14 protein-coding genes and 1 riboswitch are annotated in these 18548 nt (G+C 46.9%); of the genes, 11 read left to right on the top strand and 3 right to left on the bottom strand.

The window, feature by feature from the left end:
- On the top strand, positions 1-714 hold the full coding sequence (locus tag GCWU000321_RS03965; RefSeq protein ID WP_040381856.1) for an ATP-binding cassette domain-containing protein: 714 nt from the start codon (positions 1-3) through the stop codon (positions 712-714).
- Between the two features lie 768 nt (positions 715-1482).
- Here GCWU000321_RS03965 and GCWU000321_RS03960 read toward each other — a convergent pair.
- On the bottom strand, positions 1483-2115 hold the full coding sequence (locus tag GCWU000321_RS03960) for a lactate utilization protein (protein WP_007069805.1): 633 nt from the start codon (positions 2113-2115) through the stop codon (positions 1483-1485).
- 454 nt (positions 2116-2569) lie between these two features.
- Here GCWU000321_RS03960 and nikB point away from each other — a divergent pair, with 454 nt between their 5' ends.
- The 10 genes from nikB (at position 2570) to GCWU000321_RS03910 (ending at position 17042) form a co-directional block, all read left to right on the top strand.
- Entirely contained in the window at positions 2570-3523 is a 954-nt protein-coding gene (nikB, locus tag GCWU000321_RS03955) for a nickel ABC transporter permease (protein ID WP_007069804.1), read from the top strand.
- Between the two features lie 4 nt (positions 3524-3527).
- Positions 3528-4355, top strand: coding sequence for a nickel transporter permease (nikC, locus tag GCWU000321_RS03950; protein WP_007069803.1), 828 nt, complete (start codon positions 3528-3530; stop codon positions 4353-4355).
- A gap of 104 nt (positions 4356-4459) precedes the next feature.
- The gene (locus GCWU000321_RS03945; protein ID WP_007069802.1) at positions 4460-6040 is read left to right on the top strand and encodes an ABC transporter substrate-binding protein; all 1581 of its coding nucleotides are present in this window, start codon (positions 4460-4462) and stop codon (positions 6038-6040) included.
- Positions 6041-6218: 178 nt separating this feature from the next.
- Complete coding sequence (locus GCWU000321_RS03940; protein WP_007069801.1) at positions 6219-7007, top strand: ABC transporter ATP-binding protein; 789 nt, start codon at positions 6219-6221, stop codon at positions 7005-7007.
- On the top strand, positions 7004-7813 hold the full coding sequence (locus GCWU000321_RS03935) for an ABC transporter ATP-binding protein (protein WP_007069800.1): 810 nt from the start codon (positions 7004-7006) through the stop codon (positions 7811-7813). Before GCWU000321_RS03940 ends, GCWU000321_RS03935 begins: the two co-directional genes overlap by 4 nt.
- A 453-nt stretch (positions 7814-8266) precedes the next feature.
- Entirely contained in the window at positions 8267-10207 is a 1941-nt protein-coding gene (locus GCWU000321_RS03930; protein ID WP_007069799.1) for a TonB-dependent receptor plug domain-containing protein, read from the top strand.
- Positions 10208-10576: 369 nt separating this feature from the next.
- The gene (locus GCWU000321_RS03925; protein ID WP_040381251.1) at positions 10577-12451 is read left to right on the top strand and encodes a TonB-dependent receptor plug domain-containing protein; all 1875 of its coding nucleotides are present in this window, start codon (positions 10577-10579) and stop codon (positions 12449-12451) included.
- A 102-nt stretch (positions 12452-12553) separates the two neighbouring features.
- Positions 12554-12639: riboswitch (ZMP/ZTP riboswitch) on the top strand.
- 63 nt (positions 12640-12702) lie between these two features.
- Positions 12703-13980, top strand: coding sequence for an L-lactate MFS transporter (locus GCWU000321_RS03920; RefSeq protein WP_007069797.1), 1278 nt, complete (start codon positions 12703-12705; stop codon positions 13978-13980).
- 190 nt (positions 13981-14170) lie between these two features.
- Entirely contained in the window at positions 14171-15421 is a 1251-nt protein-coding gene (locus GCWU000321_RS03915) for a pyridoxal phosphate-dependent aminotransferase (protein WP_040381250.1), read from the top strand.
- Positions 15422-15512: 91 nt separating this feature from the next.
- Positions 15513-17042: an alanine/glycine:cation symporter family protein gene (locus GCWU000321_RS03910; RefSeq protein WP_040381248.1), complete on the top strand. Its 1530-nt coding sequence runs from the start codon at positions 15513-15515 to the stop codon at positions 17040-17042.
- A 59-nt stretch (positions 17043-17101) separates the two neighbouring features.
- Here GCWU000321_RS03910 and GCWU000321_RS03905 read toward each other — a convergent pair whose 3' ends face one another.
- A complete protein-coding gene (locus GCWU000321_RS03905) occupies positions 17102-17767 on the bottom strand; it encodes a DUF1638 domain-containing protein (protein ID WP_156777740.1) in 666 nt (221 codons plus the stop codon).
- 108 nt (positions 17768-17875) lie between these two features.
- The gene (gene rpsD, locus GCWU000321_RS03900) at positions 17876-18469 is read right to left on the bottom strand and encodes a 30S ribosomal protein S4 (RefSeq protein WP_007069792.1); all 594 of its coding nucleotides are present in this window, start codon (positions 18467-18469) and stop codon (positions 17876-17878) included.
- Between the last annotated feature and the right edge of the window lie 79 nt (positions 18470-18548).

The raw sequence follows: 18548 nt of genomic DNA, 5'->3' as shown, positions 1-18548 counted from the left end.
CTGCTTACGCTTAAGAATATTGTCGCCGGCTATGGAAATATCACGGCGCTGAAAGGCATCAGCCTCTCTGTTCCTGAAGGGAAAATCGTGACCCTTATCGGAGCGAACGGCGCGGGAAAGTCCACCACGATGAAAACCATCATGGGGCTCATGAAACCCTCGGAAGGGGAGATCCGTTTCAAAGATAAATCCATCACGGGACAAAAGTCGTTCCATATCGTAAATGCCGGTGTAGTCCTTGTGCCGGAAGGGCGGCAGATCCTTCAGAACATGACCGTTCGTGAAAATCTGGAACTCGGTGCATACCAGAGAAAGGATAAGGCAGAAATCAGGGAAGATATGGTGAAAGTGTTCCAGCGTTTTCCCCGGCTGCTGGAAAGGGAAAAACAATTTGGCGGCACCCTTTCCGGCGGAGAACAGCAGATGCTCGCCATTGCCCGTGCCATGATGGCAAGACCGCAGCTCATGCTTCTTGATGAACCATCCATGGGGCTGGCGCCTCTTGTCGTCCAGCAGATTTTTGATGTCATCAAGGATATCAATAAAATGGGGACAACGGTTCTTCTTGTAGAACAGAATGCACGAAAAGCACTGCAGATTGCCGATTATGCTTATGTTATGGAAACGGGAAAAATCGTTATGGAAGGACCGGCTGCGGAAGTGGCGGGGAACCCCGACGTCATGGCGGCCTATCTCGGCGGGAAAAAGAAATAATTTCCAATATTGGATAAACCGACAGCAGATTGCGGCTCATGTTTTTGATTTCTCTCTGCTGTCCGGCGCAGCCGGTCGGAAGTGCCTGACAGGGGAATGCATGAAATGTAAAAAGCTTCTCGCAGAACATGGAGTATATCCTAAATGTGAGAAGCTTTTGTGCGCTTTTATATAAAGAGGTCTCGGTCAAGTATATTTTGCGTCTTCCTCACCACGGTAATAGATCCTTCGCTGGCGTTATAGATGATACTTTATCGTCTTATACGGGGATCATGGAGTCGGCCGTCAGAAGAAGCTGCTGGCGCACGCAGTGCGATTGAGGATACGCGCTTGTCGTAATGATTTAAATCGTAAAAGAATAGTTAGCTTGCAGCTGACAGCTCACAGCTGATGGCTTTTATCCTCATACCGGCTTTCCTCACCACGTGTACAGTTCCTTCGTGCGGTTCAGGATAACGATTAGCGTTTTCTGTCATTGTGGCGCTTTTTCCCTAATCGTCATTCAGAGCTTTGGCAAGAATGCCTTGTGAGAAGAACGGGAAACGGAATAGTGGCATGGAGTGAAGAATCTATTACCTCTATGACGTCTTACCGTCTTCCTCACTACGGTAATAGATCCTTCGCTATCGCTCTGGATGACATTTTACCGTATTCTCCATCACGGCGGCAAATCCTTCACATTCGTTTAGGATGACGTTTAACGGACAGCGCTCATATCCTCTATTCTCCAGCTTATGGCTGACAGCTCACAGCTGATGGCTTTTATCTTTATAATCCCAATTCTTCATTGATAATGACGACTTCCATGTCCATATTCCTCATCTTCTTGTAGTAGATTACAAGAGCGTTGCAGATCCGATCAGGCGCGCTGCAGTCACAGCATTTTTTGTAATTGAAGAAGGAACAGCCATTTTTATAGTGATGCCGCTCTACGTTCTTTGGGGCGGCTACATTTCTTGCCCTGAAAATAGCGTCGTCCAAAGTAGGACAGATTTTATTCACACCGATAACAAAATACACTTTCCTGTGTCCGAAGAGGGAGCCTGAAATCCGGTTTCCCGTACCGTCGATGTTTACCAGTTCGCCCGTCTCCGCTGCAGCGTTGGCGGATGTGAGGAAGACATCGGTCATGAGGCATTTCCTTGCCATGGAAAGAAATTGTTCCATCCGTTCTTTCGATGTGTAATCTTTGTTTTCAATATGCTGCACGTCATAAACTTCGTTATTCTCTGAAAGCCGTTCGTACATTTTCATGCTCTCCAGTGTCATGGAGTCGCCCATCCCCACGGTTTTACCGTGTATTTCCTGTGATAAATATGCGGCCGCTTCTTCTGCCGTTTCGAAAATGGTGCAGTCGAATCGGTTTCTTTTAAAAGCCCGGCAAATTTTATCCAGATCCATGGTTCCTCCTATGCATTTCCTGTTTACATTAAATTCTTTTTCACTTCATTATAAGAAATATAAAGATTGAACTCAATATGCGTAAGGGCAGACAGGGAAATGAGTCTGCATCTGCAGGGAATTTTCTGCTTGTACACAGATAAAAAATATTTTATGGATTAAGTAAGGCTAAAATATAATTTAGCATACATATAGGGGTATATATGCTATGGGCAAATGATATGTATCGGATAGGCTGTAAGCTGCAGGTTCGGCAAACATTTATGGATTTTTATTGCAATGTTAATATATTGTGATATAATGTGTATATTAAAAAGTGTGTAAAGTATCAATGTCGCTTTGGGGAGCAAATCAGGGGTACAGCTTAAAGAAAAATATCAGGGTATTTGAATTACCTTATTTTGGCATGGATTAATGATTCCCCGATTCATGCTTTTATTTTGCCAACGTGGAGATGATAGGTGTGACAAACAAACAAATTGCTATGCGTCTTGGGCAGATGGTTCTCGTCCTTTTGGGAATCAGTTTTATTACGTTCTGTCTGGTTATGCTGGCACCGGGAGATCCTGTCCGCCAGATGATTGCAGGGAATGAAGATATCGTGGTCAGCCAGGTGGAAATTGATGCGCTTCGCCATGAACTGGGACTGGATCAGCCGTTCCTCATGCAGTATCTGAGCTGGCTCGGACGGGTGCTTCACGGAAACTTCGGATTTTCATTTATGATGAAGAAGCCTGTATTGGATGCGGTTCTGGAAGCTTTGCCTGCTACGGTTATTCTTGCGCTTGCTTCTTCCGTTTTTATGCTTTTGTTTGCCATCCCACTGGGAATATATACGGCAGTTAAGCAGAATACCTGGGCCGATTACATCATCCGTGGTTTTACTTTTGCGGGGGTATCTGTACCTAATTTTTGGATGGGTCTTATGCTTCTGTGGATTTTTGCTTTAAAGCTGAATCTGTTTCCTATCGTTGGCGGCGATGTTTCTGTGGAAAATCTGATTCTTCCCATGGTGACGCTCGGCGTAGTCATGGCATCGAAGTATACGAGGCAGGTTCGCGCGACTGTGCTGGAAGAACTGCGGCAGGACTATGTCATGGGCGCGCGGGCAAGAGGATTTTCTGAGTCTCACATCTTATGGAAGGAAGTTCTTCCCAATGCGCTTCTTCCGCTGATAACGCTTTTGGGGCTCGCTTTCGGTTCTCTTCTGGGCGGTGCGGCCGTGGTAGAAATCGTATTTTCCTGGCCGGGGCTTGGCTTCATGGTGGTACAGGCCATTACATACCGTGATTTCCAAACCGTGCAGGCGGTTGTCCTTTGGATTGCTTTCATGTACATGGCCATTAATTTGGTGGTGGATTTGTCCTACAACCACCTGGATCCCAGATTGAGAAAGGCAGGTCAATAGTCCAATGGAAAACCTGATTAAAGGATTTAAAGAAAATAAGGCCTTTCGCATTACGTCTCTGCTGGTGCTTCTCTTGATACTGATTACGGCGCTGGCCCCGGTGATAGCTCCTTATAATCCGCTGGAAGCGGTCATGCGGGATGCCAACGCGGCTCCGTCTGCAGCGCATCTTTTTGGGACGGACAAGCTGGGACGTGATGTACTGTCCCGCATCCTGTATGGAGCCAGCTATTCCCTGACGAGCGTACTTTTCCTGGTATTCCTTATTTTTGTGGTAGGTACATTCCTGGGGGTCATTGCCGGATATTTCGGCGGTATTGTGGATACGGTCATCATGCGGTTTGCGGATATGATGATTTCTTTCCCCGGCGTTATTCTTGCCATCGCTATTGCCGGTATTCTGGGAGGCAGTCTTGTGAATGCCATGATTGCCATGCTTTGTGTGACATGGACGAAGTATGCCCGTCTTTCAAGAAGTATGGTCCTGAAAATCAAGAAACGTGATTTCGTGGATGCCGCTATTGTAAGCGGCGGTTCTTCTGCCCATATTCTCTGGGTTCATATTCTTCCCAATATCCTGCCTCTCATGGTCATCACTGCGGCGGCAGATATCGGTGCTATGATGATGGAATTGGCGGGATTGTCTTTCCTTGGGTTCGGCAGCCAGCCTCCGGCGCCGGAGTGGGGTCTTATGCTGAATGAAGGACGCCAGCAGCTGCAGACCGCTCCATGGCTGATGATTTTCCCGGGGCTTGCTATTTTTATAACCGTTGTCGTTTTCAATCTGTGGGGAGATTCTCTCCGGGATGTCCTGGATCCGCGCCAGGACTGATCAATATGGTTCCTATCAGAAGGGATGGCTTTTGCCGCCGTTCTGCATATGTAACAGGTTTTGCCTAATTTATATTTTGTTTTAAGAAAGGAAGCGTTACATCCATGAAATCTATTTACAAGAAAGGCGCCGCATTGGCAGCAGCAGCTCTTATGACAGTCGCGTTTGCCGGATGCGGCGGCGGAGACAAGTCTGCCTCTAAAGGACCGAAAGACACTTTGACCGTAGGTATTACCAACTTTGCAGACAGCCTGGAACCGACCGACAATTATTTTGGCTGGCAGGTCATGCGCTACGGCGTCGGTGAATGCCTTGTCCATTTTGATTCCAAAATGAATGCGGAACCGTGGATTGCTGAAAGCTGGAAGGTATCTGATGATAAGATGTCCTGGACTTTCAAAATCAAGGATATTAAGTTTTCCAACGGCACACCGGTAACCGGCGAAGCGGTCAAAAAATCCATCGAACGTACCTTTGCCAAGGCTCCCCGTGCAAAGGCCATGTTTGAACTGGATCACATCACTGCTGATGGACAGAATGTCACTATTTATACGAAAAAACCGATTGCTACGCTTCCCGGCATGCTGGGTGATCCGCTTTTTATTATTGTTGATGTCGATTCCGATGGGAAAGTAGATTTTGCTAAACAGGGACCGATCGGTACCGGCCCATACATGGTTAAATCATTCTCCAAGGCAAAATGTGAATTGGATGCAAACCCGAACTACTATGCTGCGGTGCCGTTCAAACACTTAGTCATTAATACCATTGATGATCCGAATACCCGTGCTATGGCACTCCAGAAAGGCGAAATCGATATAGCGGTCAATGTGGCTGCCGGCGACTTGGCACTGTTCCAGGATAAGAATAAATTCAATATCAGTTCCATTTCTTCTATCCGCGATGTTCTTGCCCGTATGAGTGTCAAGGAAGGAAAACCGCTGGCGGATAAGAGAGTCCGTCAGGCGCTGCTTCGCTCTTTGGATCGTGAAACCTATGCCAAGGTGCTGCTGAAAGATACCTTTATTGCTGGTGGTCCGATGCTTCCGCCATCCCTGGATTATGACTTCGACGGATTGATGAAGGCGTATCCGGATAAATACAATGTGGAAAGCGCCAAGAAGCTGCTGGAAGAAGCAGGATGGAAAGACAGCGACGGAGATGGCTTTGTGGATAAGGACGGCAAGAATCTGGAGCTGGATTTCATTTTCTACTCCGGCCGTGCGGAACTTCCGTTGTATGCGGAAGCTACCCAGTCGGATGCGAAGAAAGTCGGCATCAAGATCAACCTGAAGAATGTAGACTATAACGTACTGGATGGCATCGGTGTCCGCGGGGAGTATGACCTCCTGATTTCCAATATCCTGACCGAACAGGCAGGGGATCCGGAAGTATTCGTCAACCAGTACTGGAAGACCAATGTAGACGGCAGCAATCCGCAGAACGGTTCCGGATACAGCAACCCTGAATATGATGCGTTGTCTGATCAGCTGGCATCTGAATTTGATCCCGCTAAGCGCAGAGATATCATCATTAAAATGGAAAAAATTGTCCAGGATGACGCTGCTGCTTTGATTTTCGGCTATCCGCAGACCAATATGGTCAGCAACAAGTCTGTCCAGAATGCCAATATTTATCCGTGTGACTATTACTGGGTAACTAAAGACATTACTCCGGCTAAGTAATTTCTATAGTGAAATATGCCTTTTCTCCACTGTCATATATCCGGCAGCGGAGAAGCGGCTTTCCTTCCTCTGAAATGGGGATGGAAATTCGGTACAGACCGTTTTTGTCCGGCCGTTGCCATGCTGTATCGAATTTCTGTTTCCATTTCAATTGAATTTATTATGAGGAGATATTCCCATGCTATTACAGGTAAGAGATTTAGGAATCGCCTATGGAAAAGGCGACCCTGTGGTCCGCCATGTATCTTTCGATTTGGATGCGGGGCAGGTTCTGGCTATCGTAGGAGAGTCAGGGTCAGGGAAAACTACGGTTATCCGTGCCATCCAGCATGTTCTTCCCGGCGGAGGGCATATTGCTGAAGGACAGGTTATTCTCAATGGAGAGGATACGCAGAAGCAGACAGCGGAAATGCACAGAAGCCTTTGCGGCACGGACGTGTCTATGATTTTCCAGGATAGCGGCGCCATGATGAATCCCATCCATACGATCGGAAGGCAGTATCGGGACTTTCTGGCGGTTCATGGGCTGACTGATGAAAAAGAAGCCCATGATCGGATGATCTCTATGCTGGAAATGGTCAGGCTTCCCGATCCGGAACAGGTTTTGAAAAGTTATACCTATGAATTATCCGGCGGCATGCGGCAGCGTGTCGGTATCGCCATGGCCATGTCATTTCATCCGAAACTGCTCCTGGCTGATGAGCCGACATCGGCTCTTGATGTGACGACACAGGCGACCATTGTCAAAGAAATGATGGAAGTGCGTAAAAATATGAACATTGCCATTATCATCGTTACCCACAATATGGGTGTCGCCGCTTATATGGCGGATAATATCATGGTGATGAAAAATGGCGAAGTGGTGGAATACGGGAAAGCGGAAGAAGTTATTTACCATCCGAAAACCGATTATGTAAAAATGCTTCTGGCGGCGGTTCCCAGCTTAGGAGGTAAGACAACAGCATGAAAGGCGGAGAAGAAATACTTCATATAGACAATATCTGTAAGAACTTTGACTTGGGCAGAGGAAAAGTCCTCAAAGCCTGCGACTGTGTGGATATCATTGTGCATAAGGCTGAGACAGTCGGTATCGTAGGGGAATCAGGCTCGGGCAAATCTACCGTGGCTAAGATGCTGACCCGTCTATACGATATTTCTGCAGGGAAGATTATTTTCCACGGAGAGGATATTACTCGTTTAAAGGGGGAAGCACTCCGGCAGCATCGTAAGAAAATACAAATGGTTTTCCAGGATCCTTCTACCGCGTTCAATCCGAAAATGCGCGTCCGCGATATTATATGCGAACCGCTGAAAAACTTCGGCATGATAAAGAACAGTGAAGTTGATGCGAAAGCAAGGGAAATGCTGCGGCTGGTAGAACTTCCGGAGGAATTTTCTGACCGTTATGCCAATAATATGTCAGGCGGACAGCGGCAGCGTATCGCCATCGCAAGAGCTTTGGTACTGGAACCGGAAATCATCATTTGTGATGAAGCGACCTCGGCACTGGATATGTCCGTACAGAAAACCGTGATCGAACTCCTTACCCGGCTTCAGCGGGAAAGACAGGTAGCCTATCTTTTTATCTGTCATGATCTTGCCCTTGCCAATACATTCTGTGACAAAATCATAGTCATGCAGAAAGGGAAAGTGGTAGAAACGATTCGCGATCTGACACTGGCAAAAGACCCGTATACGAAAAAACTTCTCGCTTCTATCTTTACCATTGAAGAAGGAAAGAATAAAGTCTTGCCTGATGAACTTTTTGCCTAAATGTTATGGAAATGTGAAAGCCGGCTTTATAAAGAGCCGGTTTTTGTATGAGTAAAATTGGTTTACAGATGTATTTCCGGAGTGGAATTTGATTGTTTTACAGGTAAATAAATATATTTTTACGAATGGTAAGAGAAATAAAAGGATTTTAAGACAGCGTGATGATAATTACTGAAGGATACATAACGAATTTATTGACAAATTATTATGAATGTGCAGATAATATAAGAAATCTTCCTGTAAAAGAATTAATGCGCTGACAGGGGGAAAAACGTTTTAAGAGGACAGATCCACAAATCAGAGAAGGGAGAGTCTCTTGTTTTTTCGTTCATTTCATTTTCGCAGGCGAAACATGGGAAAGCCTTGCCGGAAATCAATGATATAGAATTTCATTTATTGGTTAGGGGAAGCTGTTTGGGAAAATCGGCTTTTCGCAGCCGGAGGAGGAAAAGTATGAAGAAAAAGAACACGGCGCTGGCAGGGGCTTTATTGCTTGTGCTGGCAGGATGGAGTGCAGCAGATGCGGCGGAGATCTATACCTTGGATCCCGTCATTGTCACGGCGGAACGTACAGATACGAAAGAATTAAAAACGCCGGCAGCGGTGGAGATTATCACGGATAAACAGATTCGTGAAACCGGAGCCGCCAATATGCAGGAAGCGCTCAAGTTCTCCACAGGTATTATTACCAGCAGCCAGGGGCCCCGCGGTCTCTCCCAGGGGACAATGACGGCAAAGGCGGTGATCCGCGGCGTTGAAAAAGGCACGCTCGTTCTTGTGAACGGTGTTCCGATGAATCAGAGCGGCATGTACAGTCTTCAGGATATTGCTTCCGATTCCGTGGAAAAAGTAGAAATTGTCCGCGGAGGCGGTGCGGTTCTTTATGGTTCAGAAGCCAGCGGTGGTGTTATTAATATCATCACCAAAGGGACAAGGGATACCAAGGTAAAAGCGGGCTTTGGCAACTATGGACAGCAGAACTATGCAGTCAGCGCGCAGGCAGGGGATAAATTCGGGATTACTTATTCCTATGACCACATGGGGAAAGTAGATCATATTTCCCATCCTGACGGCGGCCGTCCGGCAGGGATGTATTACAATATCATCCGTGCTGAGCATAATTATGTAGACTGGCGTTACAATATCACTGATGGTCTTTATTTTACCCATGCGTACTCGGAGAACAACAGCCACTATGTATACCGTTATGACGGACGCAACGGAAAGAATAAAGGGCAGCCCGGCCAGGATATGATTTACAAGACCCGCGAAAACGTGGCGGGGCTTCATTATGATAAGGATGACCTGAAAGCGGATTTTTACTATCATAAGAGAGATATGTCCACCGGTAAGAGCAAAACGGAAGTAGCGCCTTACGCGAAAAGGGGAAGATATGACCCCGACAAGCGGATTTTCACAAAGACAGAAAATAATGATGAGACCATTGGGTTCAATTTGTCCAACCGCTGGCATTTTGATAAGGGTTCCGTCCTTATCGGCGGTGATTTCCGCAGGGACATGGCGGACGTTGTCGATGGAAATACTTATCACTATGCGCGCAATATGTACTCTCTTTATGGACAGCTGGAATACGATTTCACCAGGGCGACAAGGGCGAACCTGAATCTTCGCCAGACCTGGGTTGCAAAAGATGATGCAGGAAATAGGTATGACAAATTTACGCCCGAACTGGTTCTTATGCATGATCTGAGTGAAGATACCATGATTTATGCCAAGGCGGGAAAGTCATTCATGATGCCGACTTTCAAACAGCTTTATGGCGGCGGCAATGTCATCGCCTCTCCGGGACTTCGTCCGCAGACAGGAACCCACTATGAAATCGGCGCAAAGAAAAATATAGGCAAGTCATCCTGGCGCCTGGCCGCATTCCACTACAAAATCAAGGACAGCCTGGAAGCAAAAGTCGGCGCAGGTGTAGTGGGAGATATCAAATATGCCAATGAAGATGTAAGAAATACCGGTATTGAACTCGAATGGACAAGAAATGAAAATGAAAACCTGTCCTACCACACGGGACTGACTTTCGGGCATCCGGAGAAGCAGGAAAGGAAGGCCGGCGGTACAACAGGGGACTGGCATGATTATTACGGCAAGGTGCAGTGGAACGGCGGTATCGTTTACAGGACCGGCAAGCTAACAAGCGCTTTTGAGTTTGCTTATCTGGGGAAACGTATTCGTGACTACACGCCGTACAAATCTTTCAAGAGCCAGTTCTTCACTGACCTGAACTTTTCCTATCAGGCAAATGAAAATGCCCGTTTCTTCCTGAATATTGATAACCTGTTCAACCGGCATGACATCATTTCTTCGTCTTCCTCCACGTTCTACAACTTAGGACGCAACTTCCTGGCAGGAGTGGAATATAAATTCTGATGTGAGAATTGAGAAAGCTGTGCGTGTGCATGGCTTTTTCTTTTTGAGGAATAAGTCTATTATGAAGAAAACATTTTTTATGATTGACATATGATTATGTAAAGTAAATAATATAAGTGGTTCGCATAAAATAATAATAAGCGAAGTATTTATATTACCTACAGGGGCAATGAGGATTTCACAAAGGAATTTTTTTGTGGTACGATCATTGCTTTTTTATTGCTTTTCATCATGCAGGATAGGCGAAACATCGGACAGCTTTCTTCTGCTGGTGATAGATACATTGTTTTTATATGTATTAGTTGACACGAAAGGATGGGGTGCGGCAAATCATTTGGCAGTACGGGAAAAAATATTATCAGAGGAGGAATGATGATGAAGAAAAATCAATTACTGGCAGGGGCAGTACTGCTGTCACTGGCGGGCTGGAGTGGAGCTGCGGCAGCAGATCAGGTTTACACGCTGAATCCTGTCGTCGTTACGGCGCAGAGGATGGAAACGACAGAAATAGAAACACCTGCGACGGAAACGGTGGTCACCGCTAAGAAGATTGAGGAGGCAGGTTATAAAAATGCTTTTGATATCATTGAAAGCCAGGTGGGCCTTACCAGTACAGGTTATGGCGATGGTGGGCAGGATTTCGGTTTCAGTTCGGGACGTACGGTTATCCGTGGTTATGACAGGGGCACTCTTGTCATGGTGGACGGCATCCCTATGAATCTGAAGAATTACAATTCTCTTGACGGGATTCCTGTCGAAATGATTGAGAAGGTAGAAATCATCAAGGGGGCGGCAGGAACTCTGTACGGCAGCGAAGCGATGGGCGGCGTGGTGAATATCATTACGAAAAAGCCTGGGCAGGCAAAACAGGGAATTTCTCTCAAAGGAACCGTGGGAAATTATTATAAGGATTTCGGTGTAACTTATGCAGGCGACCGTTTGCTGGTGAGCCTGTCGAAGGAATATTCTGACGACTATACACGTGCCAATGATTTTCCCCGTGGATCCAGTATTGACTGGTGGATCGGGAAAGGACAGAAAAACCGTGCTGCTGTTGCAGGCAAGCTGACGGATGAGTTGTCTTTCAATTTCATGTTCCAGGACGGCACGATTACAAGGGGCGGCATCAAAACGGGAAGAAGGCCTGTAAAGTATGATTATACCTATCAGGACAGGCGTATAACTACGGGATTGTACTATCAGGGGAAAGACAATGGAGTCAAGGCGACGCTCGGATACAACTACCGTCAGGCGGACGGCTGGGACCATGTAAAGAATGCCAGAATATCTGCCTCTGCCGATCTGGAAAGTTATATTGCCGATGTGCAGAAAGAATGGAAACTTGGCGAAAGGGATACCTTGATCACGGGATACAGCTTCAAGCGTGAGGATTATACGAGCCTTGTTAAATCATCAAATAAGGCGCACCGCACGAACAATGCGTTGTATTTGTCGTGGGATCATGCGTTTAACGATCGTTTCAGCACGACGGTGGGACTGCGCGGGGAAATGATCGACGATCCTTTTGATGATCAGAGGATTATCAATCCCCAGTTCCAGACACTGTATAAAATCAATGACACCACATCGTGGTATATCAACGTGGGGCGCGCTTTCCAGATGCCGACCGTTGATGCTTATTTTAGCAACAAGGCTGCTGCCGGCGGGCTGAAGCCTGAAAAAGGCTGGACTTATGAAACCGGTGTGAAAAAGCTTATCGGGGATAAAAGCAGTTTGAAATTTGCCGTGTACCATATGGATTTTGACAACAAACTCGGCTGGTCTGATAAAGATCCTCTCACCGGGCTCCAGCATGCTATCAATAAAGGAGAGTTCAGAAATACCGGGGTGGAAGCGGAATTTGCAAGAACCGTAAATGCCCATTGGGATTATTCTTTGGGACTGGGGTACGGCAATCCGGAAATCAGGGATCCCTCGAAGAAGAATTCCAAATGGGAGCAGGATGCAGGCCGTATTGATATAGCTGCTGCGCTTACATACCGTGCGGATAAAGTGCGGAGCACGATGACTTTCAAGTATCTCGGTGACCGTGAATGCTACTCCATTTATGGGGATGTACCGTCCCGTATCCGTCTGACATGGAATACGATTTATGACATAACCCCGCGGGATACGGTTTCCTTGACCTTGAACAACCTCCTGGATCACAAGAATTACGCAAACCGTTATGGAAACTTGGAACTCCCGCTTAACTGGAGACTTTCTTATTCCCACAGATTCTAAAAAACGGCAGGCAGGCTGACATGGGATAAAGAGGATAGACAGATGGTGTGGGTTTTCTGTTGACGGAAAGAATTTTTCATGATACGATGACTGCACAATCTAAAGGATAGGAAGAACTGACGGATTCTGTGGAATTGACCACGTGAACTTCCTATTTCGAAAACAAGCCGACCGTCTGGGCAGGGAAACCTACTCAGGCGGTTTTGCGCTTATTGGTTTCCCTTCATTCAGCTAGTAATGGAGGGGATTATATGAAAAGGAATCGTTGGCTTATTGCGCTTGCGGCGGCAGGCATTCATATCTGCATCGGCAGTGTATATGCCTGGAGCGTTCTCACGAAGCCTGTTATGGCGGGAATGGGATTATCTCTTTCGGAAACTACGTGGGCGTTTTCTATTGCCATTTTATTTCTTGGGCTTTCCGCAGGATTTCTTGGCGGTATTGTGGAGCGTCTTGGCCCGCGCAAGTCGGGACTGGTTTCTGCCTGTTTCTTCGCCTCCGCCATGGTGGGGACGGCATTAGCCGTTTATGTGAAGTCGGCGGTGCTCCTGTACCTGTTTTACGGATGTATCGGAGGAATCGGACTGGGAACAGGATATATCACTCCGGTATCCACGCTGGTGAAATGGTTCCCTCTGCACCGTGGTTTTGCTACGGGTCTGGCTATTATGGGATTTGGATTTGCTGCTCTTATTGCGGGCCCTGCCATGCAGTACCTCACTGTGACGGTGGGGCTGGCAGGGAATTTCCTTATTCTTGCCGCGGTCTATGCGGCGGTAATGGCGCTTTCTGCATCTTACCTTCGGGCGCCCCGTCCGGGAGAGGTGGTTCCCTGTCTTGAAGATGTATTGAAGGCGGAAATGGAGAAAGGAAAGAAGCGTACTGTCCTCGGCCCGCAGCTTACGCGTAAGGAAGCGATGCGGACTTGGAAATGGTACGCTTTGTGGTGGATTTTCTTTACAAATATTACCTGCGGCATCGGTCTTCTTGCCGTCGTATCTCCTATGGCACAGGATGTGATCGGTATGGCACCGCCGGAAGCGGCATCCTTTGTAGGAATCATCGGCGTCGTCAATGGTGGGGGGCGTATTTTCTGGTCCACTGTTTCTGACTGGATTGGCCGCGGTGTGACATATATGATTTTCTTTGCTTTTGAAGTATTTGCATTTTATCGTCTGTCGGATATAACGGACAGCTTTGTATTCCAGTTTCTTGTGCTTGCCGTTATCAGCTGCTATGGCGGCGGATTTTCCTGTATGCCCGCTTTCCTTTCCGATATTTTTGGTGTCCGCCAGCTGGCGGCTATCCACGGAAGCATTCTTACAGCCTGGGGGATTGCGGGGATAGCAGGACCGGTCATATTGGCACTCATGAAAGAGGCGACCGGCAGTTACAGCGCGACACTCAGTCTTTTTTCGGGAATGCTTGCTCTTGCTTTCCTTATTTCTCTACTCATTCATTGGCAAAATGAAACGGAGCGGAAGAAGTGGAGCGCATCTTCCGAAAATCATTTATCTGTCCGCGCATGAGACAATGTCGTCAGTTTTTACGGGGGTCGGTTCCGTTCATTTCAATTGTAGGTGGTAAGGGGAATAAAATTCCTTATGTATTGTCTTATTTATTGCAGCGTATTTTCCATGATGGTAAAATAAATTTGTATCTTTAACATATGAAAGTCGTAGCGTAACAGCGATGAGCAGTTTGGAAGGGGGAGATCGTATGTTTAGTGTAGCAGCACCGCAGGCGCGGGGGAAAAGCGCGCAGGACAACATTTTTGCGGCAAATAACAGGGCCGTGGCTTTGGCTGATAAAATCGGCAAAGATAAAGTCATTAACGGGACTGTAGGATCCATTCTTGATGAAGACGGAAATTTAGTGGAGCTTGAGGTAGTAAAGGAAGCTTATGCAAGGCTGTCGCCCCGGCAGATTATCGCGTATGCACCTATCCAGGGATATAAAAAGTTCCTGGAAAGCTGCATTGACCAGTGCTTCGGAGAGTCCCGCCCGAGCGGATATATTAATGCCTGCGCGACTCCGGGCGGTACAGGCGCGCTGCATCATGCTATTCATAATTATTCTGCTGATGGAGATGAAGTTTTGATTACTGATTGGCATTGGGGGGCTTATGATTCTTTGATTGACTATCCGAATCGCAAGGTTGCTTCTTTCCAATTCCTTACAGAAGACGGTCATTTCCATGTGGATGCTTTCAGGGAAAAAGTGGAAGATATCCTGTCACGCCAGAAAAATATTGTCATCATTCTTAACGGTGTCGCCAATAATCCCACCGGGTACTGCATGAGTGTGGAAGAGTGGCAGGCGGTTGTGGACGTGCTGAAACACACGGTGGAAGGGAAAGATAAGAATGCGGTTCTTATTCCCGATGTGGCCTATCTCGATTACAGCGGGGAAAAACAGGAATGCCGCCGCTTTTTTAAGGTGTTTGGCGGACTTCCCAAAAATATTTTAACCATCGTGGCTTATACCCTGTCCAAAGGATTTACCCTTTATGGCCAGCGCCAGGGGGCGATGATCGGCATTACTTCTGATGCTGATGTGGCAAAGGAATTTGTAGACATCAACCAGTATGCCAGCCGCGCAACCTGGTCGAACTGCAACAGTGCCGCCCAGAATGTAATGATTGATATTTGCAGTGATTCCGCAAAGGTGGCAAGGCTGGATGCGGAAAGAAATAAATATTTCAAGCTGATTGGTGAAAGAGCGGCCATCTTCATGGAAGAAGCAAAAGATGCAGGTGTGAAGTTTGTCCCCTATATTTCCGGGTTCTTCATCACGATTCCGCTGGAAGGCGCGCAGAAAGTCTGTGACTGCCTTGAAAAGGACAATGTATTCCTCGTTCCTATGAAGAAAGGAATCCGTCTTGCCGTTTGTTCCGTATCCAAGGAAAAGATGAAAGGCCTTGCGGCGAAACTGGCGGCAGCCATAGAAACAGCGGGCGCAAAGCAGTAAGTTTCGAAGCAATTCAGAAATATATTTGGAAGACGATTCTGCGGCAGATTTGCCTGAGAGAATCGTTTTCCTCTTTACAGGAGGACTCACCATGGAAGGCTTATTCGCGGCAGTGAATGCCGTACTTTCTTTCGTTACACCGGTATCCGATTTTTTTTGGGACTTTCCTAAGATGTTCGGCTTTTGGCAAGCAATCCCTCTTTTAGGACAGTTCTCGCTTGCCATTATCGTCCTTGTAGGATCCGGGCTGTATTTCACTTTCCGACTCGGCTTTATACAGATTCAGTGTTTCAGCCGGGGCGTACGTACGCTTATGGACAATCACAGTATCCGTACGGGAATTTCCCCGTTGGCTGCTTTTTGTCTGAGTACGGCCATGCGTGTGGGGCCGGGAAATATTATCGGAGTGACCGGAGCGATTGCCGCCGGCGGCCCGGGGGCGCTTTTCTGGATGTGGGTATCCGCGTTTTTCGGTATGGCGACTGCTTATACGGAAAGTACCCTGGCACAGATATTCAAGGAGAAGCGGGGGAAAGAATTTGTGGGAGGCCTTCCATTCTATGCGCGGTGTCTCTGTGGGAACAAAGTGTGGATCGGCGTGGCACTATCGCTGGTTTATATCGTGTATGCCATGATGTGCCTGCCTGCACAGGGCTTTAATGTCGTGTCTTCCGTCGGAGCCATGGGAAGCATTCTTTCAGGAAGCACTATTCCTGTGCAGTCCGTTTTCTACTACGTGGTGTCCCTTGTTGTCATTGTACTGGTCACGGTCATGGCTTTCGGGGGAATCCGCCGTATTGCCGCGGTCAGCAATAAACTTGTTCCTGTCATGGCGGTGATTTATGTATTGACTGTGGTGTCCCTGATTCTGATTAACTTAGATAATGTCCCTTATTTCTTCAGCGCAGTTTTTAAGGGGGCCTTCACTCCTGAAGCTGTTTTCGGGGGAGCTTTCGGTACGGTTCTCATGCAGGGCGTGAAGCGTGGCCTTATGTCTAATGAAGCCGGTCAGGGGACTATCACGATGCCTGCGGCTGCGGCGGAAGCAAAACATCCCTGTGAACAGGGAATCATTTCTGCCATCGGTGTATTCCTTGATACGCATGTGATTTGTACGATGACAGGCTTTATCGTTATTATGGCTCATCGATGGGCTATGGAACCGGAAGCGTGGAAAGCGGCAGGGACATATCCGAAATTCCTTCTTTCTATCGGCTCCATGACACCGGGCGGATTGAATGAGCTCGTTATGATTTTGGTATCTGTCTGTTTCTGCCTATTTGCATATACCTGTGTGATCGGATTTATTACCTTTTCGGAAATTTCTGCAAATCGTATTTCCAGTTCCCGTCCTTTTATCCACTTTATCCGCGGGATGGGCGTTTTTGTTGCTGCTTTTGGCATATTCTGCAATATTGCAGGCTATGACTTGTCCAACTTGTGGGCGTTCTCCGATTTGGGGAATATCATCATCGTATATTGCAATATCCCTATGCTTTATATAGGTTTCCGCTATGTGATGAAAGCCACGAAGAATTATAGAGAATCTGAAAATCCTGTCTTTAATTCCTCCGTAATCGGCATGGAAACGGAATATTGGGATAGGAAAAATAAAAACTGAAGCAATATAAAAAGGCTGTGCAGCTAAATGCACGGCCTTTTATACTGGATTATTTTTCATTATTTTGTGGAAACAGGGAAAGTAAATCCGTGGGGAACAGTGTCTCCTTTCCTTAGGATGAGGAAATCTTCATCAAACTGATTTTTGGCAATTTTTTTCAGAATACCGTATTGCCCTTGTATTTCTTCCACGGTCCCGTTTAATATGTGTGCCATTCGCCGGACATATTTCCGGACTGGGGTAAGATCATAACAGCCGGTGTCGATAATGTAGAACTGATTGATGCGGCCGTACAGTTTTTTTATAAATTTCGCAGCGCCTTCTTTGCCCCGTTCCGCTTCCAGTTTATCCAGGTCAAGGGGAGAATTACGGGTAAAGTCCAGCCAGCTGTCGGTAAAGAAAACGCCTTCGTAATTTCTTTCCAGCGTGGAGAGAGAGTTGCCGGAAAGAAGAATATCCAGGCAGTCCCGTGTCCGTGGAATCACAATTTCCGCCGTAGTTGCTGTGAGTCCTATTGTACCGCCGCCGCATCCTGATGTGCAGATGACGATGCGATCTACCTGACAGAAACGGTCGATCTTATCCTGTACATAAGTGTGGAGGAACTTGGGGTCTGTATGGACTTCTCTTGGAAGAAAGAAAATAGGGGTGTGATTGTTATTCTCTTTCATGGCGGCAAGCAGCTCTTTTCTTAATGTAGAGCAGGCGAAGATGATTGTATTCATAATTTCCTCCATTATATTTCTTTTCTTATATTGTAATGCAGGGGTAAGGGATTGTTAAATCGGGAAATAAAAAATCCGACCGAAAAAGGTCGGATTTTAAGGTAAAAATTATTTTGAGTACAATTCGACGATGAGCGTTTCGTTGACTTCATCTTTGTAGGGGAGTTCTTCACGCAGCGGTGTGCGGACGAGTGTCGCGGACCAGTTGTCGAAGCTCTTTTCTACATAGGGAAGGTCGAAAGACTTCAGTTCGAGGAAAGCCTGTTTGAACATTTCATTGGTTCTGTAGGCTTCTTTCAGGGTAATCACCTGTCCCGGACGTACCGGATAGGACGGGATATCTACTTTCTTTCCGTCAACGGCGATGAGACCGTGGCTGACCATCTGGCGCGCCTGGCGGATGGAGCGAGCGAAGCCTGCGCGGTATACCAGGTTGTCCAGTCTTGTTTCGAGCAGGGACAGCAGGTTTTCACCAACGACGCCGGACATTCTTCTCGCTTTATCATAATAGCGGTAGAACTGTCTTTCCAATAAGTTGTACAGCGCTTTAACTTTTTGTTTTTCTGCGAGCTGGAGACCGTATTCAGACATCTTCTTCTGACGGGTTTCAGCGGGCTGCCGTTTTAACGCTTTCGGATGGCCGTAAATGTTCATGCCAAAACGTCTGCTGGTCTTAAAACGGAGATTCTTGTTTGTTGCCATTGTGTAAATCACCTCTCTAAAAAAATACAGCTGTGGAGCTGTTGAATAGCTTTATAATTATATCTGAATAAACTCCGGC

This window comes from Dialister invisus DSM 15470 (assembly GCF_000160055.1).
Classification (GTDB): domain Bacteria; phylum Bacillota; class Negativicutes; order Veillonellales; family Dialisteraceae; genus Dialister; species Dialister invisus.
This window is presented reverse-complemented; position numbering and strand designations above follow the sequence as displayed.